Origin of the sequence: Pseudomonas sp. B392_1p (assembly GCF_052245235.1) — a bacterium.
In the GTDB taxonomy this organism is placed as follows: domain Bacteria; phylum Pseudomonadota; class Gammaproteobacteria; order Pseudomonadales; family Pseudomonadaceae; genus Serpens; species Serpens gallinarum.
The window spans coordinates 140,488-165,951 of sequence record NZ_JBQPXM010000001.1; the positions used below are offsets into that span (position 1 = coordinate 140,488).

Annotated in this window: 22 protein-coding genes; 11 read left to right on the forward strand and 11 right to left on the reverse strand. The window is 61.3% G+C overall.

Going from position 1 to position 25,464, the window contains the following annotated elements; genetic code table 11:
- Positions 1 to 223 precede the first annotated feature (223 nt).
- On the reverse strand, positions 224 to 880 hold the full coding sequence (yihA, locus tag ACTV8E_RS00680) for a ribosome biogenesis GTP-binding protein YihA/YsxC (protein ID WP_443198145.1): 657 nt from the start codon (positions 878 to 880) through the stop codon (positions 224 to 226).
- A 417-nt stretch (positions 881 to 1,297) separates the two neighbouring features.
- On the opposite strand from yihA, the gene ACTV8E_RS00685 reads away from it, so the two are divergent.
- The 4 genes from ACTV8E_RS00685 to ACTV8E_RS00700 all read left to right on the forward strand — a co-directional run bounded on the left by ACTV8E_RS00685 (position 1,298) and on the right by ACTV8E_RS00700 (position 5,291).
- Entirely contained in the window at positions 1,298 to 1,930 is a 633-nt protein-coding gene (locus ACTV8E_RS00685; protein ID WP_273538491.1) for a c-type cytochrome, read from the forward strand.
- 142 nt (positions 1,931 to 2,072) lie between these two features.
- On the forward strand, positions 2,073 to 2,702 hold the full coding sequence (locus ACTV8E_RS00690; protein WP_251835501.1) for a thiol:disulfide interchange protein DsbA/DsbL: 630 nt from the start codon (positions 2,073 to 2,075) through the stop codon (positions 2,700 to 2,702).
- Between the two features lie 52 nt (positions 2,703 to 2,754).
- The gene (locus ACTV8E_RS00695) at positions 2,755 to 3,624 is read left to right on the forward strand and encodes an endonuclease/exonuclease/phosphatase family protein (protein ID WP_251835502.1); all 870 of its coding nucleotides are present in this window, start codon (positions 2,755 to 2,757) and stop codon (positions 3,622 to 3,624) included.
- The gene (locus ACTV8E_RS00700; protein ID WP_443198146.1) at positions 3,621 to 5,291 is read left to right on the forward strand and encodes a diguanylate cyclase domain-containing protein; all 1,671 of its coding nucleotides are present in this window, start codon (positions 3,621 to 3,623) and stop codon (positions 5,289 to 5,291) included. Before ACTV8E_RS00695 ends, ACTV8E_RS00700 begins: the two co-directional genes overlap by 4 nt.
- Before the next feature lie 31 nt (positions 5,292 to 5,322).
- Here ACTV8E_RS00700 and ACTV8E_RS00705 read toward each other — a convergent pair whose 3' ends face one another.
- Positions 5,323 to 5,808 carry an acyl-CoA thioesterase gene (locus ACTV8E_RS00705; protein WP_251835504.1) on the reverse strand — a complete coding sequence of 162 codons (486 nt, stop codon included), beginning with the start codon at positions 5,806 to 5,808 and terminating at the stop codon, positions 5,323 to 5,325.
- 170 nt (positions 5,809 to 5,978) lie between these two features.
- Between ACTV8E_RS00705 and ACTV8E_RS00710 the strand changes: the two genes are divergently transcribed.
- Together ACTV8E_RS00710 and ACTV8E_RS00715 are read left to right on the forward strand one after the other, a co-directional pair.
- On the forward strand, positions 5,979 to 6,395 hold the full coding sequence (locus ACTV8E_RS00710; RefSeq protein ID WP_443198147.1) for an antitoxin Xre/MbcA/ParS toxin-binding domain-containing protein: 417 nt from the start codon (positions 5,979 to 5,981) through the stop codon (positions 6,393 to 6,395).
- On the forward strand, positions 6,395 to 7,093 hold the full coding sequence (locus ACTV8E_RS00715; protein WP_251835506.1) for an RES family NAD+ phosphorylase: 699 nt from the start codon (positions 6,395 to 6,397) through the stop codon (positions 7,091 to 7,093). The genes ACTV8E_RS00710 and ACTV8E_RS00715 overlap by 1 nt, the downstream gene beginning before the upstream one ends.
- Before the next feature lie 21 nt (positions 7,094 to 7,114).
- On the opposite strand, the gene ACTV8E_RS00720 is transcribed toward ACTV8E_RS00715, so the two are convergent.
- The 5 genes from ACTV8E_RS00720 to uvrD all read right to left on the reverse strand — a co-directional run bounded on the left by ACTV8E_RS00720 (position 7,115) and on the right by uvrD (position 12,723).
- Entirely contained in the window at positions 7,115 to 7,522 is a 408-nt protein-coding gene (locus ACTV8E_RS00720; RefSeq protein WP_251835507.1) for an SMI1/KNR4 family protein, read from the reverse strand.
- Between the two features lie 108 nt (positions 7,523 to 7,630).
- Complete coding sequence (locus tag ACTV8E_RS00725; protein WP_443198148.1) at positions 7,631 to 8,509, reverse strand: Tim44 domain-containing protein; 879 nt, start codon at positions 8,507 to 8,509, stop codon at positions 7,631 to 7,633.
- A 111-nt stretch (positions 8,510 to 8,620) separates the two neighbouring features.
- Positions 8,621 to 9,190, reverse strand: a complete 570-nt coding sequence (locus ACTV8E_RS00730; protein WP_251835509.1) for a TetR/AcrR family transcriptional regulator — start codon at positions 9,188 to 9,190, stop codon at positions 8,621 to 8,623.
- A 130-nt stretch (positions 9,191 to 9,320) separates the two neighbouring features.
- Entirely contained in the window at positions 9,321 to 10,418 is a 1,098-nt protein-coding gene (locus tag ACTV8E_RS00735; protein WP_273538481.1) for a TRAP transporter substrate-binding protein, read from the reverse strand.
- Positions 10,419 to 10,527: 109 nt separating this feature from the next.
- Complete coding sequence (gene uvrD / locus ACTV8E_RS00740; RefSeq protein WP_443198149.1) at positions 10,528 to 12,723, reverse strand: DNA helicase II; 2,196 nt, start codon at positions 12,721 to 12,723, stop codon at positions 10,528 to 10,530.
- Between the two features lie 202 nt (positions 12,724 to 12,925).
- Between uvrD and ACTV8E_RS00745 the strand changes: the two genes are divergently transcribed.
- A complete protein-coding gene (locus ACTV8E_RS00745) occupies positions 12,926 to 15,811 on the forward strand; it encodes an EAL domain-containing protein (RefSeq protein WP_443198150.1) in 2,886 nt (961 codons plus the stop codon).
- Positions 15,812 to 15,905: 94 nt separating this feature from the next.
- On the forward strand, positions 15,906 to 16,607 hold the full coding sequence (locus ACTV8E_RS00750; protein WP_443198151.1) for a hypothetical protein: 702 nt from the start codon (positions 15,906 to 15,908) through the stop codon (positions 16,605 to 16,607).
- A 16-nt stretch (positions 16,608 to 16,623) separates the two neighbouring features.
- On the opposite strand, the gene trhP is transcribed toward ACTV8E_RS00750, so the two are convergent.
- The 3 genes from trhP to zwf form a co-directional block, all read right to left on the reverse strand.
- Positions 16,624 to 17,982, reverse strand: coding sequence for a prephenate-dependent tRNA uridine(34) hydroxylase TrhP (trhP, locus tag ACTV8E_RS00755; RefSeq protein WP_443198152.1), 1,359 nt, complete (start codon positions 17,980 to 17,982; stop codon positions 16,624 to 16,626).
- A 429-nt stretch (positions 17,983 to 18,411) separates the two neighbouring features.
- On the reverse strand, positions 18,412 to 19,890 hold the full coding sequence (locus tag ACTV8E_RS00760) for a carbon starvation CstA family protein (protein WP_251835515.1): 1,479 nt from the start codon (positions 19,888 to 19,890) through the stop codon (positions 18,412 to 18,414).
- 324 nt (positions 19,891 to 20,214) lie between these two features.
- Entirely contained in the window at positions 20,215 to 21,636 is a 1,422-nt protein-coding gene (gene zwf, locus ACTV8E_RS00765; RefSeq protein ID WP_251835817.1) for a glucose-6-phosphate dehydrogenase, read from the reverse strand.
- 123 nt (positions 21,637 to 21,759) lie between these two features.
- On the opposite strand from zwf, the gene hexR reads away from it, so the two are divergent.
- Both hexR and ACTV8E_RS00775 read left to right on the forward strand, forming a co-directional pair.
- A complete protein-coding gene (gene hexR, locus ACTV8E_RS00770; RefSeq protein WP_251835516.1) occupies positions 21,760 to 22,626 on the forward strand; it encodes a transcriptional regulator HexR in 867 nt (288 codons plus the stop codon).
- Positions 22,627 to 22,717: 91 nt separating this feature from the next.
- Positions 22,718 to 22,879, forward strand: coding sequence for a PA3496 family putative envelope integrity protein (locus tag ACTV8E_RS00775; RefSeq protein ID WP_251835832.1), 162 nt, complete (start codon positions 22,718 to 22,720; stop codon positions 22,877 to 22,879).
- Here ACTV8E_RS00775 and ACTV8E_RS00780 read toward each other — a convergent pair.
- Positions 22,876 to 23,832 carry a LysR family transcriptional regulator gene (locus tag ACTV8E_RS00780; RefSeq protein ID WP_286010235.1) on the reverse strand — a complete coding sequence of 319 codons (957 nt, stop codon included), beginning with the start codon at positions 23,830 to 23,832 and terminating at the stop codon, positions 22,876 to 22,878. The genes ACTV8E_RS00775 and ACTV8E_RS00780 overlap by 4 nt on opposite strands.
- A gap of 216 nt (positions 23,833 to 24,048) precedes the next feature.
- Here ACTV8E_RS00780 and ACTV8E_RS00785 point away from each other — a divergent pair, with 216 nt between their 5' ends.
- Positions 24,049 to 25,464 (forward strand): acetyl-CoA carboxylase biotin carboxylase subunit, encoded by a 1,416-nt coding sequence (locus ACTV8E_RS00785; RefSeq protein ID WP_443198153.1) that lies wholly within the window; start codon positions 24,049 to 24,051, stop codon positions 25,462 to 25,464.

Below are 25,464 nucleotides of genomic sequence, written 5' to 3' on the forward strand. Positions count from 1 at the left end.
CGATTTTTTTATAGGGCGATTGAACTATTGCGGAGCATCCTCGGTCAGACGCCTTGAATGGGTGAAGCCGTTCATTGCTCCTTGTTGTGTTTAGTGTTGGCAGATATCCGGGCCTCGCCATAGCGGTTCGGATTTGAACCTCGAACTTCCCCTCCCCATACGAAGTTCGAGGTTTTTTTTTGCCTGTAAAACGTGAGTAAACCGGGCGCAACGCAGCTGTTGTTCAGCCCTGCTGCTGCTCCTGTTCGGCTGCATTCTCGTCCTGGCCGAGCTCCAGCCAGTTGGCCAGTACCGCCAGCGCTTCATCAATGCCCTGGCGCTTGGGGGCCGAGAACAGCTGGACGCTGACCTCCTCGCCCCAGCCGTCGCGCACGTCTTTCTGCACCTTGAGCAGCGCATTCTTGGCCGCGCCGAAAGCCAGCTTGTCGGCCTTGGTCAGCAAGATGTGCAGGGGCATCCCGCTGGCCTGCGACCAGTCGAGCATCAGGCGATCGAACTCGGTGAGCGGATGGCGGATATCCATCAGGAGGATCAGGCCCGCCAGGCTATTGCGGCTGCCCAAGTAGGCTTCCAGGTGCTTTTGCCAGTGCAGCTTGAGTGGAATCGGCACTTTGGCGTAGCCATAACCAGGCAAGTCGACCAGGCGACGCTGTCCATCCAGTGCGAAGAAGTTGAGCAACTGCGTACGGCCTGGGGTTTTCGAGGTGCGCGCCAGGCTGGCATGGGTCAGGGTATTCAGCGCGCTGGACTTGCCGGCATTGGAACGTCCGGCGAACGCCACCTCCAGACCTTCGTCCGGCGGGCATTGATCAACCTTGGCGGCACTGATGAGAAAGGCGGCCTGTTGGCACAGGCCGAGGATCGGATTCTTGGTTGACATGGGCTTTCCAGGGGTGCGACTCGGCGTCGCAGGCGGCGGTTTCGTTTCCGTTTCAGCGACGCAAGTATATAATGCCGCAGATTTTGTGTGCGCTTTGTTCCGTGGTTGTGTGGCGATGGGCTGGTAATTCACGCTCAGGCCGCACACTATCCGCAAACGGTCTTTTGAGCGTAGCTGCAGCGTCTGCCTTAAAAGACAGTTGCCCATGGCGCTACACACAGGGCGATACTGCCTGAAACTGCTGCTGGATAAGGCATGGACACTCCGGTACCCCCATGTCGTCAATGGATTCAACGCCATGCCGCCGAGCGGCATGTGGATGGATTGCTCTGTCGAGGACTACAAGGCCGTCATCGAAGCGGATGAGCACGTAACTCCAAAAGCCCCTCTCACCCTTAGCCGTTATTGGATTAGCTGATGAACAAAGTACTCGTGAGTCTGCTGTTGACCCTGGGAATCACTGGTATGGCACAAGCTGCTGGCGATGCTGCAGCCGGCCAGACCAAAGTTGCACTCTGTGGCGCCTGCCACAACGCGGACGGCAACAGCGCTGCGCCGAACTTTCCGAAGCTGGCGGGCCAGGGTGAGCGTTACCTGCTCAAGCAGATGAAAGACATCAAGGCCGGTTCCACTCCCGGTGCCCCCGAGGGCGTAGGCCGTAAGGTGCTGGAAATGACCGGCATGCTGGACCCCTTCAGCGACCAGGATCTGGCTGATATTGCCGCGTACTACTCCAGCCAGAAAATCAGCGTCGGCGCCGCCGACCCGGCTCTGGTTGAGCGTGGTGCCGCGCTGTATCGCGGTGGCAAGCTGGCCGAAGGCATGCCTTCGTGCATCGGCTGCCACGCTCCGGACGGCAAGGGCAACGCTCCGGCAGCCTACCCGGCACTGGGCGGGCAGCACGCAACCTATGTCGCCAAGCAGCTGACTGATTTCCGTGAAGGTGTGCGCACCAACGATGGCGACACGATGATCATGCGTTCCATTGCTGCCAAACTGAGCAACAAGGACATCGCCGCGCTGTCCAGCTATATCCAGGGCCTGCACTGAGCGCAGGGTCTGCATTAAAAAAAGGGTGGCGATGGCCGCCCTTTTTTATTTCCGGCCTCGTTACAATCAAGGAACCGCCGCAGTGCGGTTTCGGTCGAAATGCGGCCGACAGCGGTCCCAAATCTCAGTCTAGGAGTCAACCATGCGTAACCTGTTACTCAGCGCCGTTCTGGCGGCCACCAGTCTTTTCGGCATGGCTGCGCTGGCCGCCGATTATCAGGCGGGCAAGCAGTATGTCGAGCTGAGCAGCCCGGTCCCGGTGTCCCAGCCGGGCAAGATCGAAGTGGTTGAACTGTTCTGGTACGGCTGCCCGCACTGCTATCAGTTCGAACCGACCCTGAATGCCTGGGTGGATACCCTGCCCGATGACGTGAACTTCGTCCGCGTACCGGCCATGTTCGGCGGTGTGTGGAATACCCACGGCCAGCTGTTTCTCACCTTGGAAGCCATGAAGGTCGATCAGCAGGTTCATGAGGCGGTATTCGCCGCCATCCACCGCGATGGCAAGAAGCTCGCCACGCCCGAAGCCATGGCCGAACTGCTGGCCGAGCAGGGTGTGGACAGCGAAGCTTTCCTCAAGTCATACAAATCATTTGCCGTAAAAGGGCAGATGGAAAAGGCCAAGAAGCTGGCCATGGCCTATCAGATCACCGGCGTCCCGGTGCTGGTGGTCAATGGCAAGTACCGCCTGGACCTCGGCTCCGCCGGCGGCCCGCAGCAAGCGGTGGCGGTGGCTGATTTCCTGATCGCAAAGGAGCGCGCAGCCCAGTGAAGCCCGCGTCGCTGCCGATTCGCTCAGCCCGGCCCGGCTATCGGAGCTGTTGATGCTGCGCCGTCGCCTGTCTCGCACGCCTGCAGCCTGCAAACCTCAGGTCAACTCGCAGGGTCAGGATTGCCGCGGCTTGCCTGCCGATGGGTTGTTACGCCTGTTGAGTTTCAATATCCAGGTCGGGATCAGCACGCAGCGTTATCACCATTACCTGACCCGTAGTTGGCAGCATCTGTTGCCCCATGCGGGGCGCGCCAATAACTTGCAGCGTATTGGCGAACTGCTGGGCGATTACGATCTGGTGGCGTTGCAGGAAGTCGACGGCGGCAGTCTGCGCTCCGGTTATGTCAATCAGGTCGAGCGCCTCGCCCAGTTGGGCGACTTTCCCTATTGGTATCAGCAGCTCAATCGCAACCTTGGGCATTTTGCCCAACACAGCAACGGCTTGCTCAGCCGTCTGCAGCCACAGGGGCTCGAGGATCATCCGCTGCCGGGTCCGGCCGGCCGTGGCGCCATCCTGCTGCGTTTCGGCGAGGGCAAGAATGCCCTGGCGGTGGTGATGATGCACCTGGCGCTGGGCGCTCGGGTACGCACCCGGCAGTTGGCCTATATTCGCGAGCTGCTCGGCGATTACCGGCACATGGTGCTGATGGGGGATATGAATACCCAGGCCGTTGAGCTGCTTGAGCACTCCCCGTTGCGTGACCTTAGCCTGGTGGCGCCCCAGATTGCAGCCACGTTCCCCAGTTGGAAGCCGCAGCGCTGCCTGGACCACATCCTGCTTAGCCCGAGCTTGAGCCTGGAGCGGGTACAGGTGCTGGATCAGGCGATCTCCGACCATCTGCCTGTGGCGGTCGAGATTCGCTTGCCCCATCAGCTGGGGGGCGATGCCCTGCCTCAGAAAATGAGTGAATCCGCGTCATGAGTTGTCCCGACAGCTTTGAAAATGGCGACCCCTGCCCGGCATTGCAGCGACTGCAGGCGGAAAATCAGCTGCTGCGCCAGGCCATGGTGCGCAGCAGTTTCGCTGTGGTGGGCCATGACAGTGCGGTTGATCACTGCCTGCGCGAGTTGCGCCAGGTATTGCGGGGCGAGGATGGCGCGCAGCTGGAAGCGGTGTTGGCGCAACTGGACATCGTCCTGGTGGATGTGGCAAGCAGGCGCAGCGCCAGCCTGCATGAGCAGCGCCATGCCCTGATCGGGCAGGCGACCAAACTGCAAACCTTGAACCTGTCTCAGGAGCTGCATCGCGCAATTACGCAGTTTTCCCAGGCGCTGGATGAAATCGATCCGCTGCAGCTGGATTTGTCCGCGGCCCTGAGCGAATTCAATCAATATCAGTGGCAAGTGCTGGCGCAGTTCGTCGCCCACAAGTCGTTGGCGGCCGGTTTGCTGGAGGGTTTGGGTACGCCTGCGTCTGCCCTGCCAGCGGATAAATCTGCCGTGTCGAATGAACTCGACAGGGGCGTCAGTCCGTCCAGCGAGAACACCGCAGCGGCGGACGATCAGCCATCCATGCTGGGCTACGCCTATATCGTCGGGCGGGTCGAAAGCGTCCTTTACGAGCTGTTCGAAGACGACGATCTGCCGGCGAACTATCAGCTCCAGGCACGACGGCTCAAGCGAAAGATCAATCGAGGCCTGCACGGCTACGAGCTGGTGACCGTAGTGGAAAGCCTGGCCCGCCTGGTGCGTGACGCTGCCTCCGACCAGCGCAGCCTGGGCGATTATCTTCAGCAATTGATTGAGCGTCTGGCCGAGTTCCAGGCGAGCCTGATGGACATGGATGCCGCTCAGGCCGACGAAGTGGCGTTGGCCCGCGATCTCGACCAGCAATTACGTGCGCATGTGGACCACCTGCAGCACAGCGTGCGCGAAGCCCAGGATCTGGAGCAACTCAAAACCAGCCTTACCGAGCGCCTGGACAGCCTGCTGGCGAGCCTTACCCTGCAACGGGAGCAACGTGAGCGTCGCGATCAGGCGCTGCTTGGACGCCTGAAGGTTCTAGCGGAGCGGGTGGCCGAGCTGGAAAGCGAAGCCCAACACTACCGTGCGCACATCGACACACAACAACGACAGACGCTGCTCGACCCCTTGACCGGTCTGCCCAATCGCGCCGCCTGGAATGCCCGTTTGCGAACGGCAATGGAGCAGTGGCAGGCGCGCGGTGGCGAGTTGCTGCTGGCAATTCTGGATGTCGATCATTTCAAGCAGGTCAATGACAGCTACGGCCACCTGGCTGGGGATAAAGTGCTCAAGCTGATCGCCGACGCGCTGGTTCGCGAGCTGGGCGAAAAGGAATTCATTGCGCGCTTTGGCGGCGAGGAGTTCGTTCTGTTGCTGCCCGATCGCAGTCTGGCGTCAGGACAGGACTTGCTGCGCCGTCTGCTGGCCAGCATCGAGGCCTGTCCGTTTCATTTCAAGGGCGAGCGCTTGCCGATTACCCTGTCTGCCGGCCTGGCGAGCTTTCGCAGCGCAGAGACCGGTGAGGAGGCCTTCCAGCGGGCTGACCAGGCGCTGTACCGGGCCAAGCATGAGGGCCGCAACCGGCTCGTGGTAGACGGCGAAATGACGGTCTGCCTGGCACCCTGAGGACCAGGCAGGCCTGTCATACGCAGAGCGTTCAGCCTTGCGGTGCGCGCAATTCCTGATAGCGCTGTTCAAGCTCAGCGCGGATCTTGCGTCGCTGCTCGGCCTGAAAGAAGCGCCGCCGCTCTTCAGCGGTTTCCGGCTGCAAGGGCGGTACTTCGGCAGGTTTGCCTTCCTCGTCCAGGGCCACCATGGTGAAAAAGCAACTGTTGGTGTGGCGCACCGAACGCTCACGAATATCCTCGGTGATCACCTTGATGCCGATTTCCATCGAGGTGCGCCCGGTGTAGTTGACCGAGGCGAGGAAGGTGACCAACTCACCCACATGCACCGGTTGGCGGAACATCACCTGGTCCACCGACAGGGTCACCACATAACGGCCGGCGTAGCGGCTGGCGCAGGCATAAGCCACCTCGTCCAGGTACTTGAGCAACGTGCCGCCGTGCACGTTGCCGGAAAAATTGGCCTTGTCGGGGGTCATCAGTACTGACATCGACAATTGGTGGTTTCCGACTTCCATCACACTTTTCACCAACAGAAAAACGAGGCGCCACGATAGCCGAGGTGCGGCATTTTGTCCCGTGGCTAGTGGCTATTAGGTTAATTGTTTTATCGGTTTTCTGGCTGGCGCAAGGTTTTATCTACTAAAGTTGGCGATATTTCTACTAACTACCGGTGTACATCCATCCCATGACTGTCACCAGCTTGCGTTCAGCGCACCCCGCCCAGGCGTTGGGTACAGAAGAAGAGCGGCGCGAACTGGCGCGCATTTTGGCGGCCTTGTTTGAACGCTGGGCGCTCGATACCGAGGTGCAGATGCAGCTGCTGGGCATGAGCCCCAACAGCCGCAAGCAACTGCCCAAATACCGTGCCGGTGAAAGCGCGCTGCCCAACAGCCGCGACACCCTGGATCGCGCCGGTTACCTGTTGGTTATCCACAAGGGGCTGCGGGTGCTGTTTCCCGAGGATGAAGAGCTGCGCTTCAACTGGGTGCGGCGGCGCAACCAGGCCCTGGATGGCGCCACGCCGCTGGAAATCATGGTGCGCGACGGCTTGATCGGTATCGCGCGCATTGCGCGGTTGGTCGATTTTCAGCGGGGTCGCTGATGGCGCTGTTGGATACCTGTTGCGATTTCTCCGCACCGGTATTTCGCAACATTGCCTCACTGCGCCAGTCGGTCAACCTGTTCGATGACCTGCTGCCAGACGCTCGCGCGCAGGACGTGGCGGTTGTCGCCGTAATGCGTGTGCGCCAGGTGCCACAGGGTGTCATCGACCGCGGCCTGGCCTACAGCGAAGCCATTAATTACCCCTTCGAATCCGACATCTGCGTGGCGAGCCGCTTCGGTGATGGCAGCATCCGCGTCTGGTACGGGGCGCTGGACAGCGATACCGCGCTGGCCGAGACCTGTTATCACCAAATCATGATGCTGCGCGAAATCGAGGGCATCGATCGGGTTGTGACTCGCTATCGCCAGGTCTGGCGCGTGCAGGCGGGGGGATTGTTCATTGATCTTCGCCGCAAGGCTGTCGCTTTTCCGGCGCTGGTTGGCGACGATTACGCCTGGCCGCAAGCGGTGGGCAAGCGCGTGGCCCATGAGGGCCTGCCTGGCTTGCTGTACCCTTCGGCGCGCTGGCCGGGTGGCGAATGCCTGGCGGCGTTTCGCGCCTCGCCCTTGTCACAACCGGTGCAGCTGCATGAGCTGACCTATCGTATCGATGCCAAGGCTGGGGTCGTTGACGTGGAGCGGGAGCCGGGCCGGCTGCTGCGTCGCCTCAGCCTGGCGGAGCTGCGCCGCCCCTGAGCGGCGAATGGGCGCGGCGGATCAGCTTTCCAGCCAGACGTCGCGTACCCAATGCCAGACTGACTCCCAGCTCTCGTCATCGAGCTCGCCGGTTTCTTCGAGCCACAGAAAGACCTCGCCTTCGGCATCCACCACGTAATAGTCACGGCCGTCCTGGCACAGCGGCACCAGCTCGCGTGGTACGCCGATATCCCAAGCCGTGGCGGCGACTTCCGGCAGGTAGGTGTGGGAATGCGGATCGCTGGCCGTCACCGGCTCCAGGCGGCCGTACACCACGTCGCTGACCTTGAGGAGAAATTCACGCAGTTCATAGGGCAGATGGATCAGGATTTGCTCCTGGATCTCCACCAGGGTTTCCTCTTCGGGCAACTCCAGCGGCACCGGAACGGTTTCGTTGACTTCACGCAGTTGGTCGATGACGTCTTCCACGGTGGGGGGCTCTCTGTGCAGGGAATGCTCGCTTTATAGCGCAAGCGGCAGGCAGACAAAAGAAAACCCGGAGCAAGCTCCGGGTTTTGGGGTCTTCGCGTGTGCGGATCAGCCGTTCTGGCGAATACCGGCGACCAGCCACGGCTGGTTTTCGCCCTGCTCGCGCTCCATGCGCCAGCTTTCGCTGAACGCTTCACCCTGGTCGAAGCGCGACGTCTTGCTCACGGCGCTGAACGTCAGCGTGGCGACCGTCTTCTCGGCATCGTCATCCACGCCATCGAGCTGCACGTGCAGGTTGTCGATGTAGGTGGACTGGAAGCCATCGCCCAACTCGGCGCGCTCGCGCTTGAGGAAGTCCAGCAGTTCTGGGGTCACGAACTCGCCGATCTGGTCCATTTCGTTGGCGTCCCAATGCTGCTGCAGGGACAGGAAGTGTTCGCGAGCCTGCTCAACGAAGCGTTGTTCGTTGAACCAGGCCGGAGCATTGATGACCGGGGCGGCGCTGGCAGCGCCACCGAGGCTCTGGCCGAAGATGTTGCTGCCGGCTGCCGGCTGCTGGACATCACGCGTCATGGGCGCCGGACCCCCTGCGCCCGCGGCGGCGTATTGCTGCGCCTGCGGCATAGTGGCCAGGGCCTTGCGACGACGGGAGGCGATCAGCTTGAAGATCACGAAGGCAATCAGGCCGAACAAGAGAATGTCCATGAACTGCAGGCCTTCGAAGCCATCACCCATGAACATCGAGGCCAGCAAGCCACCGGCAGCCAGACCGGCCAACGGGCCGAGCCATTTGGAGGCGCCACTGGCGGGGCGCGCCGCGGCTGCTGCGCCGGCGGTGGGTGCTTGCTGCGCCGGAGCGGCTTGGCGAGTCTGGTGACTGGGTGCCTTGCCGAAGCTTTTGCCACCGCCCATGCGCTTGGCATTGGCGTCGAGGCTGAGAGTCAGGCCCAGGCACAAGGCCAGGGCGATGCTGAGAAAACGCTGCATTAAGGTAGTCCCGTTGGTTGATCCACGCGCGTCATCTTGCACAGCCCCTGCACTGAATGCCAGCGCAGAATGTTTCCGGCTTTTGCCTGGCAATGTATTTGTGCGAGCCGATCACCGCAGCAGCAGGCGCAGAGGGCCGCAGCGCAAGCGGGCACGCAAATGCGCACGGGTTTCGCCAAGGTCCGCGGAGTACGCGCGCAACCAGTGACATACGGTGCTCAGGTACACCGCGCTCAGCGCACATTCCTCAGCCACCCGCTGCCCATGGCTGGTGCCGCGCTGCGCCGCTTCCCGCCACCATTGCACGGTATGACTGATGCGCAACAGGCCTTGCACCTGCAGGTGCACATGAGCCGGTTCGAATTTGTAGAGCAGCATCTGCCGGGTCAGCCGGCGGTGAGCATCAAGCGGCGCAAACCAGGCCATCAACAGCTCCTCCAGCCGCTGGGCAGGCGCCAGCAGGCTCAGTGCTTCGTCACGGCTGCGTATCAGCATGGCTTGGTCCGCACGGTCGAACCAGGCTTCCACCAGTTGGTCCTTGTCGGTGAAATGGTGGGCGATGGCATCGAGGCCGACGCCCAGCTGATCGGCGATGGCAAACAGGCGCAAGCGCTCCCAGCCACAGTCTTCGGCCAAAATCAGGGCAGTGTCGAGAATCTGCTGTGCGCTAGGCTGGGGCATGGCAATCACCTCGCCGGAAAGTATGGCCGGCAGGAGCCATGCAGTAGTGCACCGCGACGGATGGCGCAAATGAAAACGGAGCCCCGAGGGGCTCCGCTGCAGGCGTTACGCTACGTGACGTCAGTGGCGCTTAGCGCCACTGATAGATTTCCTTGTCGGTCATCTGGTGCATCTGCGTGGCTTTCTTGAGGAAGTCTTGCTGCGAGGCGTGGATACGCGTGGCCAGTTCGGACTGCGCGGCGACATCCGTGATCACTTGGGTGGAGGTTTCGCGCAGCGCCGTCAGGACGTCATCAGGGAAGCGCTTGAGGACGGTGCCCTGCTCGATCAGTGCCGGCAGTGCCTTGGCATTGTTGAAGGTGTAATCGTCCATCATGTCCAGGGTCGCGGCGCGCGAGGCCTCGGCAACGATGGCCTTCAGGTCGGCCGGCAGGCTTTCGTAGGCGGCTTTGTTGACCAGCAGTTCGACCAGCGCCTGCGGCTCTTGCCAGGCCGGGAAGTAGTAGTACTTGGCCGCCTTGTTCAGGCCGAAGGCCAGGTCGTTGTACGGACTGACCCAGTCGGTGGCATCAATGGCACCGGTCTGCAGCGAGGTGAAGATTTCACCGCCCGGCAGGTTGATGGTGGTAGCGCCCAGCTTGGCCAGCACTTCGCCGCCCAGGCCCGGCATACGGATCTTCAGGCCCTTGAGGTCGTCAACCGAGTTGATTTCCTTGTTGAACCAGCCGCCCATCTGCATGGTGGTGTTGCCGGCCGCGAACGGTTTTACGCCGTGTGCGCCATAGGCTTCGTCCCACAGGGCCTGGCCGTCGCCCTTGTGAATCCAGGCATTCATCTCGCCCGTCGAGAAACCGAACGGGATCGAGCTGAAGAACTGTGCGGCCGGTACCTTGCCCTTCCAGTAGTAGGGAGTGCCGTGGCCCATTTCAGAGGTGCCGCGGGAAACGGCGTCGAATACTTCCAGTGCCGGTACCAGTTCGCCTGCGGCGTACACCTTGATGGTCAGGCGACCGTTGCTCATGGTGTTGATGCGCTCGGCCAGGCGGTCGGCAGCGGTACCCAGACCTGGGTAGTTCTTCGGCCAGGAGGTGACCATTTTCCAGTGGAAGGTCTGGGCAGGTTGAGCAGCGGCTTGCTGGGCGGCCGGGCTGCTGTCGTCTTTGCAGCCAGCCAAGCCCAACGTGGCAAGCAAGGCAGCGGCGGCGCCGAACAGATGGCGACGATTCATGGTGTCTCCCTAGTGGTCAAACCCGTTGTCGGGTGTTTTTTTAATATGCTGCGCGCCTTACGTCAGGCGCGTGCTGGTTTTTACCATATCGGCGCCGGTGCGGCTTTTTTTACAGCGCCTCCAGTTTGGCGTAGCCAAGCATCAGCCACTTGCTGCCTTCCTGGGCGAAATTCACCTGAACGCGCGCCTGGGCGCCGGAGCCTTCGAAGTTGAGAATCACGCCTTCGCCAAACAGCGCATGGCGCACGCGCTGGCCGAGGTTGAATCCGGTGTCCGGCACGGCGGCGCCGGCGAACATCGACCCCGCAGCATGTTGCGTGTTCTGCCCGTAGGGGCGGCTGATGCTGTTCGACAGACGCACTTCCTGAACCAGCCCGGCGGGAATTTCACGCACGAAGCGCGAGACCTTGTTGTAGGTTTCGCTGCCGTACAGGCGGCGCGTTTCCGCGTAGGACATGATCAGCCGCTGCATGGCGCGGGTGATGCCGACATAGGCCAGGCGGCGTTCCTCTTCCAGGCGGCCGGGTTCTTCCAAGCTCATCTTGTGCGGGAACAGGCCCTCTTCCAGGCCGACCAGGAAGACCAGCGGAAACTCCAGGCCCTTGGCGCTGTGCAAGGTCATCAGTTGCACGCTGTCCTCATGTTCGGCGGCCTGCTGCTCGCCGGCCTCCAGTGAGGCGTGGTCGAGGAAGGCGGCCAGCGGCGTCTGCGCCTCGTCACCCTCTTCGCCTTCGTAGTGATCGAAAGCCCGCGCGGCGGAAACGAGTTCCTCGAGGTTTTCCACGCGCGTCTGACCTTTCTCGCCTTTTTCGTCGCGGTGGTAAGCGAGCAGTCCGGACTCTTCAATGACCCGCTGCGCCATGCTGTGCAAGGGCAGGCCTTCGACCTTCAAGGCCAGCTCGTCGATCAGTTCGACGAAGGCATTCAGTGCGCTGGCGGCGCGCCCAGTGATGGCCTTGAGGCCCGTCGCTTCGTGAATCGCCGCCCACAGCGACAAATCCTGCTGACGGGCGAAGTCGCGCAAGGCCTCCACAGTCTTTTCACCGATGCCGCGCGTCGGCAGGTTGATCACCCGCTCCAGCGCCGCGTCGTTGTGGCGGGTCTGCAGCAGACGCAGGTACGCCATGGCGTTCTTGATCTCGGCACGCTCGAAGAAGCGTTGGCCACCGTAGATGCGGTAAGGAATGCGCTCGCGCAGCAGGGCCTCTTCAAGCACCCGCGACTGGGCATTGGAGCGGTAGAGAATGGCGATGTCGCTGCGCGCCATGCCGTCCTTGATGGCTCGCTCGATACCTTCAACCACGTAACGCGCTTCGTCGTGCTCGTTGTAGGCGGCGTACAGCGCCAGCGGTTCGCCCTCCTCACCGTCGGTCCACAGCTCCTTGCCCAGGCGCCCCTGGTTGTTGGCGATCAGCGCGTTGGCGGCCTTGAGAATGGTGGCGGTGGAGCGGTAGTTCTGTTCCAGGCGCACGGTGTCGACGTCAGGGAAATCCTGGCTGTACTGGTGCAGGTTCTCGATTTTCGCGCCACGCCAGCCGTAGATCGACTGGTCGTCATCGCCGACCACCATCAGGCTGTCGCCGCCTTGGGCAAGCAGGCGCAGCCAGGCGTATTGGACGGCGTTGGTGTCCTGGAATTCGTCGACCAGGACGTGCCGGAAACGCTTCTGGTAATGGGCCAGCAGACCGGGCTGATCGCGCCACAGGTCCAGCGCGCGTAGCAGCAACTCGGAGAAGTCGATGACCCCGGCGCGCGCGCAGGCCGATTCGTAGGCTTCGTAGATGGTGCGCATGGTGGCCAGGAACAGGTCGCCACTGGCTTGAATGTGCTGGGGGCGCAGGCCCTCGTCCTTCTGGCCGTTAATGAACCACTGCGCCTGACGGGCCGGCCACTTGTTGTCGTCCAGACCCAGTTCGCGGATCACCCGCTTGACCAGGCGCTGCTGATCATCGGAATCGAGGATCTGGAAATTCTGCGCCAGACCAGCTTCCTGCCAATGGGCGCGTAGCAGGCGGTGCGCCAGGCCGTGGAAGGTGCCGACCCACATGCCCGCCGGATTCAGGCCGAGCAGTTGTTCGATGCGCTGGCGCATCTCGGCGGCGGCCTTGTTGGTAAAGGTCACCGACAGAATCGAGTGCGCAGAGGCGTGCTCGACCTGGATCAGCCAGGCAATCCGGTGCACCAGCACGCGAGTCTTGCCCGAGCCGGCACCGGCCAGCACCAGTTGACGCCCGCGCGGGGCCGCTACGGCCTGGCGTTGAGCATCGTTGAGGGAGTTCAGTAATAAGGAGAGGTCATCGTGCATCGCGGCATTCTAGGGGTGTGCGCTTGACGGGGCAAACCGTCGCGCTGACCGGAGAGGCTATTCGTGCAAAATAGTCGCTCAGTGCCGGTATAACGCCCATTACCAGGATTCAGTACTAATAGACTGTTTGTAGTGTTGGGCATCGTCGTGGGCTCGGGTATGCTCGGCGAAGCCTAGGCAACCAATTATTCGAAAAGCGCCTATGACCGCTCCTATCACCACTGTTCTACCGCTCTCGGCATCGCTTTCGGGCCAGGCCATCGAGCAGCATTACGCTACTCCCATCGGTATCGAGAAAACGCGTCTGTTGTATGCGGGATCTCGCCTGCCGACGCTGTTCATGCTGCTGTGTGGCATTGCGTGCGCATTCTTGCTGTGGAACCAGGAACACAAGCTGCTCCTGATTGGCTGGCTGGTCTGGCTCAGCGCCTTGGCGACATTGCGTCTGCTGCAGATGCGCGCCTTCGATCGGGCTCCGGCGATACGCCAGGCAGAAAACTACTGGCACCGCATGTTCCTGCTCGGGGCCGGCGCCTCCGGTGTGACCCTGAGTTTTGCCGTCATCTTTCTCGTTCCCGCCGACAGCTTCTACCAGCAAGTGCCGGTGTACGGTCTGATTGCCGCGTCGGTGGCTTGCGCTTCCGCTGCGTATGCCGTCAGCTTCGCGGCACTGCTCAGTTTTGTTCTGCCCTGCCTGCTGCCGTCAATGGTCTATCTGATGTTCAGCGAACACGAGATGCAGCAAGGCTGGGGCAAGCTGTGTCTGATTCTGCTGGTCGCGATGCTGGTGGTGGCCTGGCAGGTTAACCGACTGGTGCAGCGCAGCCTGATCCAGCGTTTCCACAACCAGGCGTTGCTGGAGCGGCAAGAAGAGGCCAAACGGCAGGCCGAAGCCCTTAATCGCAAACTGTCACGCGAAGTCGAGCAGCGCCGACTGGCCGAGCGCAGCCTGCGCAGTGCCCATGACCAGTTGGAAGCGCACGTCAGCGAACGTACCCGCGAGCTGGACGAGGCCACCTATGCGTTGGGCAAGAGCCAGGCGCGCCTGGCCATGGCCCTGGAAGCCAGCGAGCTGGGGCTATGGGACTGGGACCTGCGCACCGACGCGGTGCATCACTCGAAACTGCAGGAGCTGTTCGGCCTGCCGCAGAGCGGCACGCTGAACATGCGCAAAGATTTGCGTCCGCTGCTGCATCCCAAGGATCGACCCTTATTGCTGCGTGCCTTGACCGCGCACTTGCGCGGGCGCACCGACGGCTACGCGGTCGAATACCGCGTGCGCCATGCCGATGGTCATTGGGTGTGGGTCGAGGATCGTGGCCGGGCCATGGAGCGCGATGCCCGCGGTCGGGTGCAGCGCATGCTCGGCACCCGGCGCAACATCAGCGCACGCAAGCATCGCGAGGAAGAACAGCGCCTGGCCGGCACGGTATTCGAAGCGGCCAGCGAGGGCATCGTGATTCTGGATGCCCAGTACCATGTGCTGGCGGTCAATCAGGCCTTCAGCGAGATGACCGGATATCGCCGCGAGGAAGTCCTCGGCCAGAGCGTGATTCGCCTGATCAGCACCCATGAGGCGCGTCTCCAATACCAGCAGATCCATGAGCATCTAATGCAGCATGGCCGCTGGCAGGGCGAACTGATGGAAACCCGCAAGAACGGCGAGTTGTATCCGCAATGGCTGCAGCTCAACACGGTACGCGACCGGCAAGGGCGTATCGCCCAAGTGGTGGGTTTCTTCGCCGACCTCACCACGCGCCACCAGACGGAAGAGCGCCTGCGTTACCTCGCTCACTACGACAACCTGACCGGATTGGCCAATCGCACCCTATTCCGCGAACGTCTGCACGACGCGATTCAGCGTTCGCGCTCTGCGGCGAGCCGTCTGGCCCTGCTGCATGTCGACCTGGATCGTTTCAAGGTCCTTAACGACAGCCTGGGTCATGACATCGCCGACCAACTGCTGCGCCGGATGGCCCAGCGCCTGACCCAGGCGGTACCGGAAGCGGATACGGTGTCGCGCTTGAGCAGTGATGAATACGCGCTCATTGTCGATGGTTATCCGAGCCTGGCGACTCTGGCCCGGCTGGCCAGCAACCTGCTTGCCACAGTGCGCAAACCGCTGACTATCGATGGCCACGAACTGGTGGTCAGCGCTTCCATCGGCATCAGCCTGTTTCCGGATAACGGCCGTGAATTGTCGCCGCTGATCAGCCAGGCGAATATGGCCATGCAGCATGCCAAGCACCTGGGCGGGAACTGCTTCCAGTTCTACACCGACAATTTGCAGGTCACGACTCTTGAGCGCCTGCAACTGGAAACGCAGTTGCGCAAAGGCATCGAGAATGGCGAGTTGGAAGTGTTTTATCAGCCCAAGCTGAATCTGGCCGATGACAGTATTGGGGGAGCCGAAGCGCTGGTGCGCTGGCGGCACCCGCAACGTGGCCTGGTGGGCCCCGGCGAGTTCATTTCCCTGGCGGAGGAAACCGGCTTGATCGGCGCCATTGGCGAGTTCGTGCTGCGTCAGGCGGTCAACCAAGCCTATGCCTGGCATCAGCAGGGGCTGGATGTGCGCGTGTCGGTGAATGTTTCTGTTCATCAGGTGCGTCAGGGCAATCTGACCAGCATCGTCCGCCAGGTGCTGGAAGAAACCCACCTGCCGGCTCGGCTACTGGAACTGGAGCTGACGGAAAGCCAGCTGCTCGACAACGTCGAAAGCGTCATCGCCACCTTGCATCAATTGCATGCTCTGGGCATCAAGCTGGCCATCGATGATTTCGGCACGGGCTATTCGTCACTCAGCTACCTCAAACGCTTTCCAGTCGATTACGTGAAAATCGACCAGACCTTTATCCGCGACTTGTCCCAGGGCGGCGAGGACGCCGCGATTACGCGGGCGATCATTGCCCTGGCCCACAACCTGGAACTCAAGGTGGTGGCCGAGGGGGTCGAAACCCAGGATCAACTGGACTTCCTCAGGCTGCAGGGCTGCGATGAAATCCAGGGCTACCTGATCAGCCGACCGATCGAGGCGCTGGATTTCGTACGAGTTCTGCGCGCACACGTAGCCTCGCCGAGCATGGCGTAGTCGTGAGCTCAGGGGCGCCGGCGCAAAGTTAGGCGGCACAAATGCTGGCGCCGTGCCATTCTAAAGCCTGGACTCCCCGACAAAGGACTCACGCATGGATACGCGTGCCACGCTTGGTTTCGGATGGCGGACTTTGTTGGCCTGGCAAGGCCTGGCTCCGCTGGAACTCAAGGTCATGTTGTTGCGTCGGCTTGGCGCGCAACGCACCGCCTGGTTGGCTCCGCATCTGCCGGACAGTCAGTTACGCCCACTGATCATCGCCCTGCCCAGCGACTTCGCCGCACAGGTGACCCAGCATCTCGATCCTCGCGCGATTCTCAACACCTATCGCAGCCTGCCTGACGAGTTGCACCTGCGGGTTGCCCGCCAACTGTGCGCCGACAAACAGTTCGCCACGGCCGCGCGCTATGCCGAATGCCTCACTGCGCACCAGCTCAAGTTGATGATTCTAGGGCTCAATGACCCCACGGCCATCCTGCATATCGCCCGACATATGGGCGATATGCAGCTGATCATGCAGAGTTTGCGCGGTTTGTCGGCCGGCTATTTGCGCACCCTCACCGAAGCCGCGGCCAGTACCGACAGTTTCGTCCTGGCCGCCGAGGTGCTCAGCGGCCTGCCGTTGGCACGACAGGGCAATGTCTGCAGTGGATTGACGCTGGAAACGCTGGTCGCGCTGCTGCCCTTGCTGATGGAAAAAAGCGGCGGTGCGTTGCGCGAGCATTTGCCGGAGCGGTTGCGGGCAAAGCTGCTGGTTCTCGATTCGCTCCGCGCGCAGCCTGCCGTACCGAGCTGACCGGCTGCGCGCAGTCTCAGCGGCGAGCCGGGCTGGCCTGCAGTTCGCGCATCAGCAGGGCGTACTGCAAATCGATTTCCTCGGGCACCGGAATGTACAGGGTGTGGCCGTCGCCCGGCGCCACGTCGCGCTGTTCGCCGTGCTGGTTGGCCAGGGCTTCGAGCTGAAAATTCAAATTGCCGTGCGGCGTCATCAATTCCAGACGGTCGCCGACTGCAAAGCGGTTCTTTACCTTGACCTCGGCCAGGCCGTTTTTTCGCTCGCCGGTCAGTTCGCCGACAAACTGCTGGCGTTCGGACAGCGAGAAGCCGCGCTCGTAGTTCTGGTATTCATCGTGTACGTGGCGGCGCAGGAAGCCCTCGGTGTAGCCGCGATGAGCCAGGGATTCCAGGGTATCCATCAGCGACTTGTCGAACGGCCGACCGGCCACCGCGTCATCGATAGCCTTGCGGTACACCTGGGCGGTGCGCGCCACGTAGTAGTGGCTCTTGGTGCGCCCTTCCAGCTTCAGCGAATGCACGCCCATCTTCACCAGGCGCTCGACGTGCTGCACGGCGCGCAGGTCCTTGGAATTCATGATGTAGGTGCCGTGCTCGTCCTCGCTGACTTCCATGAACTCGCCGGGGCGGCTGACATCTTCCAGCAGGAACAACTCGTCGGTGGGCGCACCCGCGCCCAGGGTTGGTTCCACGGCCTGCACGGCAATCGGTTCGTATTGGTGGACCACCTCGCCCAGCTCGTTTTCCTTGGCCTCGTGGGCCTTGTATTCCCAGCGGCAGGCATTGGTGCAGCTGCCCTGGTTGGGGTCGCGCTTGTTGATGTAGCCCGACAGCAGGCAGCGGCCGGAATAGGCCATGCACAGCGCGCCATGGACGAAGACTTCCAGCTCCATACCGGGCACTCTTTCGCGGATCTCGCCGATTTCCTCCAGCGACAACTCACGGGACAGGATCGCCCGGGTCAGGCCCTGCTGACGCCAGAACTCGACGCTGGCCCAGTTCACCGCATTGGCTTGCACCGAGAGGTGCACGTTCATCTGCGGGAAATGCTCGCGCACCAGCATGATCAGGCCCGGGTCGGACATGATCAGCGCATCCGGCCCCATGGCGATCACCGGCTCAAGGTCTTTGATGAAGGTCTTCAACTTGGCGTTGTGCGGTGCGATGTTGACCACCACGTAAAATTGCTTGCCCTGCGCATGTGCTTCATTGATGCCCAGCGCCAGGTTGGCGTGATCGAACTCGTTGTTGCGCACCCGCAGGCTGTAGCGCGGCTGGCCGGCATAAACCGCGTCGGCGCCATAGGCGAAGGCGTAGCGCATGGACCTGAGGGTCCCTGCGGGAGAAAGCAGTTCGGGGCGAAAGACGCTGGACATGGCAAGAAACCCAGATGGCGGACAAAACGTGGGGGATTCTACGGTAAAGCACGTTCTGGCGCAGGGTGCGCGGACCGTCACGGCGCCGCCATACGCGCTTGTCGGGCGGCGCGCGTCTGTCGCTTTGCTACTGTTGCCTGCAGGCCTTGGGCATCGCCAGCATGATGCTCTGATCGAATCGCGCGGTTGTTACTGCGTTGCGTCTCGTCTGGGCTGCCTCGCCTACGCTTTTCAACGGCCTGTTGCATTCCGAAGGTGGGTCGCAACAAGCGGTCGCTGAGTCGAGGATACCGTGCTTGATTTGCTACAAATGCGTGAACCCAGAAACGCCGCTCGCCCTGCGTCATGCCCTATTAAGCACAGCGGGGCCTGAACTCTTTCGAGTTCGCCCCGTGTGCCCGGTGAGTGCTGCCGAGTGTTCTCGGCGGATTACACTTCCGGCCCCGCATAAGCGTTGGCATTGTTCCGGTTATGCTGAATGACAACGCCGATGAGGCACGCTATGGCGATCAGGATACCTATCGGTTTGGCGTAGGTCATCGGCAAGCTGAAGCCAATACCGGCCGTCGCGATATAAGAAATGGTTATAGAAGTACCGATAACGGCGGGAATACTGACGATCCAGTGGAAGCTGCCCCTGTCCAACAAATACTTGGTTGCCAGCCACAGCACGCTGGTCGACAGCAGCATGTTGGAGAAGGCGAAGTAGCGCCAGATCAGCGAGAAGTCCAGGAACGTCATCAGATACGCCACGCCCAGCAGCGGCGCCGCCAGAGCCAGTCTGTGCATGGCGGACTGGCTGATATTGAATGCATCGGTAATCGTCAGGCGCAGCGAGCGGAATGCGGTATCGCCGGAGGTGATCGGGAAGATGGCCACCGCCAGGATCGCCATAACACCACCGAAGACGCCCAGGTAACTGGTGGCGATATGATTAACCACCAAACCCGGTCCTCCCTGGGCCAGCATGGCTTTTAGTTCTACATAACCGCCGGGGAACGTGGCGATCCCGGCAGTTGCCCAGACGCAAGCGACGATGCCTTCGCACATCATCGCGCCATAAAACACCGGACGAGCATATTTCTCATTGGTGAGACAGCGGGCGATCATCGGGGACTGCGTGGAGTGGAAACCGCTAATAGCGCCGCAGGTGATCGTCAGGAACAGCAACGGCCATACAGGCAAGCCATCAGGGTTGGGAACCAGGAAATCATGCGCATGATCGCCGCTGAAATAGGAAAAAATACCAGTGATCTGGGGCAAGTGGGGAGCTTCCCACAGCACCGCCAGAGCAACCAGGCTGGTCATCACGATCATCAGCAAACCAAACAGCGGATACAGTTTGGTGATGATCTTATTGATGGGCAGCAAGGTCGCGAAGAAATAGTAGGCCAGAATGACCAATACCCAGAACGTATTGCCCGCCAGTAATGTGCCCTCGAAATACGACAGGTTACTCAGCAGCCCCGCCGGACTCATGATGAAAACCACACCCACAAAAAACAACAACATGCAGGTGAAGACCAGCATGAAGCCTTTGAAAATCACGTTGTAATAGTTGCCTGCAATCTCCGGCAGACTTTTGCCGTTTTCCTTGAGGCTCATGACGCCAGAAAAATAGTCGTGCACCGCACCGCCGATCACGTTGCCTATGACAATCCAGACCAGCGCGATCGGACCGTACAGGGCCCCAAGAATAGGGCCGAAAATGGGACCAATCCCGGCGATGTTCAAAAACTGAATCAAAAAAGCCCGCGCGGGGCTGATGGGAACGTAGTCAACACCATCATGCAAGCGTTGTTGAGGTGTTATGGCTGTTGGGTCTATACCCGCTTGTTTTTCAACAAATGGGCTGTAGAACTTGTAGCCGAGTAAAAGTATGGCAAGGCTGGCAAAGAAAATGAGCATTTATGCACCTCGTTATGGGAGTTAAGCCCGGCTGCTCTTTTTAGAACCTCATATGCTAATAGGATTTTTTTTGCTCTGGATATTAGCCTATGGTCGCCCGCACCCCTGAAGCCTAGCGTGGGCCAAACGAACCGTACCAGCAAGGGGCTGCGCCTTGGTATCAGGGTGAGATTGTTGCGCTACAGTTCACAACAAGGCGCGGTGAACGGTGACGGGTAGAAAGTGCTTCACGCTGAGCGCAGCCGGACAAAAAACAGGCGGGTATAGCGCTAACTGAGTTCTCGTTACGGTTTGCGGCACGCGCGTGATTATTAAATGGATGTGCTAGCCCAACCATTCGCGCCCGCCCAGCTCCAGCAGGCTGTGGGCCTGTTCCGGACCGCTGCTGCCGGCCGGGTAGCTGCGCGGGCTCTGGTAATGCTGCTGCCAACCCTGCAGGATCGGGTCGATCCACTGCCAAGCGGCTTCTACTTCATCGCGGCGCATGAACAGGGTCGAGTCGCCTTCGATCACATCGAGCAGCAAGCGCTCATAGGCATCCCAGCGTCGCTGCTGGAAGGCCTGGGCTAGATTGAGATCCAGTTCAACCGGCTCCAGGTGCATGCCCTTGCCCGGCGTCTTGGCCATCAGTTGCAGGCTGATGCGCTCCTCCGGCTGCAGGCGAATCAGCAGCCGGTTGGCTTCATCGCCCTTGAACAGGTGATGGGGCACCGGTTTGAACTGGATGACGATTTCCGAGGTTTTTTTCGCCAAGCGCTTGCCGGTGCGCAGATAGAAAGGCACGCCGGCCCAGCGCCAGTTGTCGATTTCCGCCTGCAGCGCAACAAAGGTTTCGGTGTCGCTGTCGTTATCTACATTTTTCTCGAAGTAATAGGCGGGCACGTCATGCCCGCCAATCCGCCCGGCGCCGTATTGACCGCGCACCGTCTTGTCTCGGACGTCGAGCCCCTGGATGGGCTTGAGCGCTTCGAGAATCTTCACCTTCTCGTTGCGCACCGCTTCGGCATCGAACCGCACCGGGGCTTCCATGGCCACCAGGCACAGAAGTTGAAGCAGATGGTTCTGCACCATGTCACGCATTGCGCCGGCGCGGTCGTAATAAGCGCCGCGATTTTCCACGCCGAGGGTTTCACAGACACTGATCTGTACATGGTCGATGTGCCCGGCACGCCACACCGGCTCGAACAGGGCATTGGCAAAGCGCAGCGCCATGAGGTTCTGGACGGTTTCCTTGCCCAGGTAATGGTCGATACGAAAAATCTGCGGTTCGGCAAAGGCGGCGCCAATGGCGGCGTTAATCGCCTGGGCCGATGCCAGCGAATGGCCGATGGGTTTTTCCAGCACGATCCGGCTGTCCTCGGTGACCAGCCCTGCGGTGCCCAGCGAGGCGGCAATATCCTCGAACAGGTCCGGGGCAGTAGCCATGTAGTAGATGCGCCCACGTTGGCAGGACTGCCCTAAATGACGTGCCAGGCGGCCGTAGTCAGCACTCTGACCTGCATCCATGGCCAGGTAGTCGAGTCGCTCGGCAAAGCGCTGCCAGGTGTCGGCATCAAAATCGGCACGCGCCACCTGGGCGCGGCAATGGCGCTCGGCCAACGCCTGGTAGGCCGCGCGGCTCAAGGATTTGCGTGCCAATGCCAGGATGCGCATGTCTTTAGGCAGACGGCCATCGCGGTGCAAATGATAGAGCGCCGGCAGCAACTTGTGCAGGGCGAGATCACCTGTGCCGCCAAAAACCAGCATATCGCAAGGAGGGATCACCACACGCGCTCCCAAAGTCGGTTTACTGGGCGGGCGATGTGTCTTGTAGTATAACTACAAAACCACTACAACCCGGCTGGTGCCGATCATAACCGAGTCTTGCCCGTGAATCTGTTGCAACACATCGCTCAATCCCGTCACCTGCTGCGTAAATCCGAACTCAAGGTCGCTGAACATGTTCTGGTCGATCCCGCAGTGGTGATGCACAGCTCGATGGCCGATCTGGCCCACGCCGTGGGCGTCAGTGAGCCGACCATAGTGCGCTTCTGTCGGGCCATTGGCTGCAACGGCTTCCAGGACCTCAAGCTGAAACTGGCGCAGAGTCTGGCCGCTGGCGCCAGTTTCGGTCAGTTCGCCATCACCGAGAACGACTCGATCGCCGACTTCAGCCTGAAGATCTTCGACACCACCCTGCATACCCTGATGGAAGTGCGCGAACGGCTCGATACGCAGGCGCTGGAGCGCGCCATTGCGGCCTGTGCCCAGGCGCGGCGTGTGGAGTTCTACGGCTTTGGCGCCTCCGGCGCGGTAGCCGCCGATGCTCAGCACAAATTCTTCCGCCTGCTGCTCACCGCCGCGGCGTATTCCGATCCGCATATGCAGGCGATGTCTGCGGTGACCCTGAAGCCCGGTGATGTAGCGATCTGCATTTCCCAGTCCGGGCGCTCCAAGGACCTGCTGACCACCGCGAATCTGGTGCGCGAAAGCGGCGCCACGCTGATCACGCTGTGCCCTGGACAGACGCCGCTGGCCGAACTGGCCGACGTCAACCTGGCCATCGACGTGCAGGAAGACACCGAGATCTATACGCCGCTGACCTCGCGCATCGCTCACCTGGTGGTGATCGACGTGCTGGCCATGGGCGTTGCCATGGCTCGGGGCCCGGACCTGGTCAATCACCTGAAGAGCGTCAAACGCAGCCTGCGTACCCTGCGTCTGTCGCCTAAAGCGGTGAAAGCTCAGGAGGACTGAGCGGGCGTCACCGCATCGTTATCGTCCTGCCCTCAAAGCGTCATGCAGGCTTGTCAGGGTGCAACTTCCGCATTGTGCTGGGAGTGCCGCCATGTCCTGTCAATCTCTCCACTATCCGCACCCGCTGGATACCAAGGCCCGCCGCCGGCTCGAAGACCAGCGCCGCATGCGTTACCGGCGGGCCATTGAAGAGTACTGGGAGCAGCGCCGGCTCAGCGTGGGCTTGGCCGATTTCCTGTATTCCTCTCGTTAATCCACCGGCCCAGGCTGCAGCGCCTGAAAGCGACCCACCAGCTCGCCGATCTGGCTGCGCTGCTGGCGGACGAACTCGAAGAAGGTTTGCGCGACCGGCGACAGGTGCTTGCCGCGTGGATGCACCACGCACCAGCTGCGCATCAGCGGCAGTTCGGCGACTGGCAGTTCCACCAATGCGCCGCCGTCCAGTTCACGGCGCACCGCGTGGCGCGGCAGCAGGGCCAGGCCAAGGCCGGCGATCACCCCTTCGCGCTGGCCTTCCAGGGAACCGATTTCCAGTGTCTGCGGGAAGTGCGCGCGTTTCTGATGGCAATACTCCTGGGTGGCCTGCCGGGTGCCGGAGCCAGCCTCGCGCAGCAACAGCGGGTAGGCGGTCAGGTCCTGAAGCTGCAGGGGACCCCGGCGCAGCAAGGGATGGTCGGGGCGCGCCACAGCGATGATCGCGTTGTCCAGAAACGGGAAGAACTCCAGCTCCATGCCGGTCGGCACCATGGCCATGATCAGCAGGTCGTCACGGTTGATGCTCAGGCGCTTGATCGCCTGGGCATGATTGACCACGGCCAGTTGCAGGCTCACCTCTGGGTAGCTCTGGCGAAAGGCGGCGAACAGGTGGGGGATGAAGTATTTGGCGCTGGACTCCACCGCGAGGCGCAGTTGTCCCTGGAGCGAACCTTGTAGCTCCGAAAGCTGCATGTCGAGGTTTTCCAGGCGACCGAAGATATCCAGGCAGGCATGCTGCAACGCCTCGGCGGCGTCGGTCATGTACAGCTTCTTGCCGACATATTCGAACAAGGGCTGGCCGATCAGCTCTTCAAGCTGGCGAATCTGCAGGCTCACCGCCGGTTGGGTCAGGGCCATTTCCTCGGCGGCGCGGCTGTAAGATCGGTTGTCGCAGACTGCGCGAAATACCGTCATTTGCCGCAGCGTCATACGCAACAGCGATTTGCGCATATATTTCTCCTGACCTTCGGTCGCCTTGAAGCAGGTTGTCGAGTCTCGAGTGCCCATGGACAGGGAGCTGTCGGTGCATTGCCGCCTAACGTATAAGCTTTTACTTATCGCGATTCAAACAAATATTGATTTTCATTAATCAGGTGTGCAGGCGTAGGGTGAAACCCATCACCGCCCCGCCAGGGGTCGCCAGTTCACGGGTCGAGGACAACACACGTGATCAAGAAAATCCTGATAGCCAACCGCGGCGAAATCGCTGTCCGCATCGTGCGGGCCTGTGCCGAGATGGGCATCCGCTCCGTGGCGGTCTATTCTGAGGCCGACCGCCATGCGCTACACGTCAAGCGTGCCGATGAGTCCTACAACATTGGCGAGGATCCGCTGAGTGGCTACCTGAGCCCGCGCAAGCTGGTCAACCTGGCGGTGGACACGGGTTGTGACGCGCTGCATCCGGGCTACGGCTTTCTGTCTGAAAACCCCGAACTTGCAGAGATCTGCGCCGAGCGTGGGATCAAATTCATCGGTCCCAGCGCCGAGGTGATTCGCCGCATGGGCGACAAGACCGAAGCGCGGCGCAGCATGATCAAGGCGGGTGTGCCGGTCACGCCCGGCACCGAAGGCAACGTCGTCGACTTGGCCCAGGCGCTGCAGGAAGCCGAGCGTCTGGGTTACCCGGTCATGCTCAAGGCCACCTCTGGTGGCGGTGGCCGAGGCATTCGTCGCTGCAACAGCCGTGAGGAGCTGGAGCACGCGTACCCGCGGGTAATCTCCGAAGCAACCAAGGCCTTTGGCAATGCCGAGGTGTTCCTCGAGAAGTGCATCGTCAATCCCAAGCATATCGAGTCGCAGATCCTCGCCGACAGCTTCGGCAATACCGTGCATCTGTTCGAGCGCGACTGCTCGATCCAGCGGCGCAACCAGAAACTCATCGAAATCGCCCCCAGCCCCCAGCTGACGCCAGAGCAGCGCGCCTATATCGGCGACCTGGCGGTGCGCGCCGCCAAGGCGGTGGGCTATGAAAACGCCGGCACTGTGGAATTCCTGCTCGCCGACGGTGAGGTGTATTTCATGGAAATGAACACCCGCGTCCAGGTGGAACACACCATCACCGAAGAAATCACCGGCATCGACATCGTGCGAGAGCAAATTCGTATCGCGTCGGGGCTGCCGCTGTCCGTGCAGCAGGAAGACATCCAGTACCGCGGTTTCGCCTTACAGTTCCGCATCAACGCCGAGGACCCGCGCAACAACTTCCTGCCCAGCTTCGGCAAGATCACCCGCTACTACGCCCCCGGTGGCCCCGGCGTGCGTACTGACACGGCGATCTACACCGGTTACACCATTCCGCCATTTTACGATTCGATGTGCCTGAAGCTGGTGGTCTGGGCATTGACCTGGGAAGAAGCGGTGGCGCGAGGCTCGCGGGCGCTGGACGACATGCGCGTGCAGGGGGTGAAAACCACCGCCACCTATTATCAGCAGATTCTCGCCAACGCGGATTTTCGCAGCGGACATTTCAATACCAGTTTCGTCGACGAACACCCTGAACTGCTGAACTACTCGATCAAACGCAAGCCGGGCGAACTGGCCCTGGCCATTGCCGCCGCCATTGCCGCCCACGCAGGCCTGTGA

Excerpts from the sequence above, each read along its gene's own strand:
- ACTV8E_RS00750 (WP_443198151.1), top strand. The coding sequence starts at position 15,906 with ATGGATACGCGTGCCACGCTTGGTTTCGGATGGCGGACTTTGTTGGCC.
- ACTV8E_RS00775 (WP_251835832.1), top strand. The coding sequence starts at position 22,718 with ATGTCCTGTCAATCTCTCCACTATCCGCACCCGCTGGATACCAAGGCC.
- ACTV8E_RS00715 (WP_251835506.1), top strand. The coding sequence starts at position 6,395 with ATGGCGCTGTTGGATACCTGTTGCGATTTCTCCGCACCGGTATTTCGC.
- uvrD (WP_443198149.1), bottom strand. The coding sequence starts at position 12,723 with ATGCACGATGACCTCTCCTTATTACTGAACTCCCTCAACGATGCTCAA.
- ACTV8E_RS00725 (WP_443198148.1), bottom strand. The coding sequence starts at position 8,509 with ATGCAGCGTTTTCTCAGCATCGCCCTGGCCTTGTGCCTGGGCCTGACT.
- yihA (WP_443198145.1), bottom strand. The coding sequence starts at position 880 with ATGTCAACCAAGAATCCGATCCTCGGCCTGTGCCAACAGGCCGCCTTT.
- ACTV8E_RS00760 (WP_251835515.1), bottom strand. The coding sequence starts at position 19,890 with ATGCTCATTTTCTTTGCCAGCCTTGCCATACTTTTACTCGGCTACAAG.
- ACTV8E_RS00730 (WP_251835509.1), bottom strand. The coding sequence starts at position 9,190 with ATGCCCCAGCCTAGCGCACAGCAGATTCTCGACACTGCCCTGATTTTG.
- ACTV8E_RS00695 (WP_251835502.1), top strand. The coding sequence starts at position 2,755 with ATGCTGCGCCGTCGCCTGTCTCGCACGCCTGCAGCCTGCAAACCTCAG.
- ACTV8E_RS00780 (WP_286010235.1), bottom strand. The coding sequence starts at position 23,832 with ATGCGCAAATCGCTGTTGCGTATGACGCTGCGGCAAATGACGGTATTT.
- ACTV8E_RS00705 (WP_251835504.1), bottom strand. The coding sequence starts at position 5,808 with ATGGAAGTCGGAAACCACCAATTGTCGATGTCAGTACTGATGACCCCC.
- ACTV8E_RS00735 (WP_273538481.1), bottom strand. The coding sequence starts at position 10,418 with ATGAATCGTCGCCATCTGTTCGGCGCCGCCGCTGCCTTGCTTGCCACG.
- ACTV8E_RS00690 (WP_251835501.1), top strand. The coding sequence starts at position 2,073 with ATGCGTAACCTGTTACTCAGCGCCGTTCTGGCGGCCACCAGTCTTTTC.
- ACTV8E_RS00710 (WP_443198147.1), top strand. The coding sequence starts at position 5,979 with ATGACTGTCACCAGCTTGCGTTCAGCGCACCCCGCCCAGGCGTTGGGT.
- trhP (WP_443198152.1), bottom strand. The coding sequence starts at position 17,982 with ATGTCCAGCGTCTTTCGCCCCGAACTGCTTTCTCCCGCAGGGACCCTC.
- ACTV8E_RS00685 (WP_273538491.1), top strand. The coding sequence starts at position 1,298 with ATGAACAAAGTACTCGTGAGTCTGCTGTTGACCCTGGGAATCACTGGT.
- ACTV8E_RS00745 (WP_443198150.1), top strand. The coding sequence starts at position 12,926 with ATGACCGCTCCTATCACCACTGTTCTACCGCTCTCGGCATCGCTTTCG.
- ACTV8E_RS00700 (WP_443198146.1), top strand. The coding sequence starts at position 3,621 with ATGAGTTGTCCCGACAGCTTTGAAAATGGCGACCCCTGCCCGGCATTG.
- zwf (WP_251835817.1), bottom strand. The coding sequence starts at position 21,636 with ATGCTGGTTTTTGGCGGCACAGGTGATCTCGCCCTGCACAAGTTGCTG.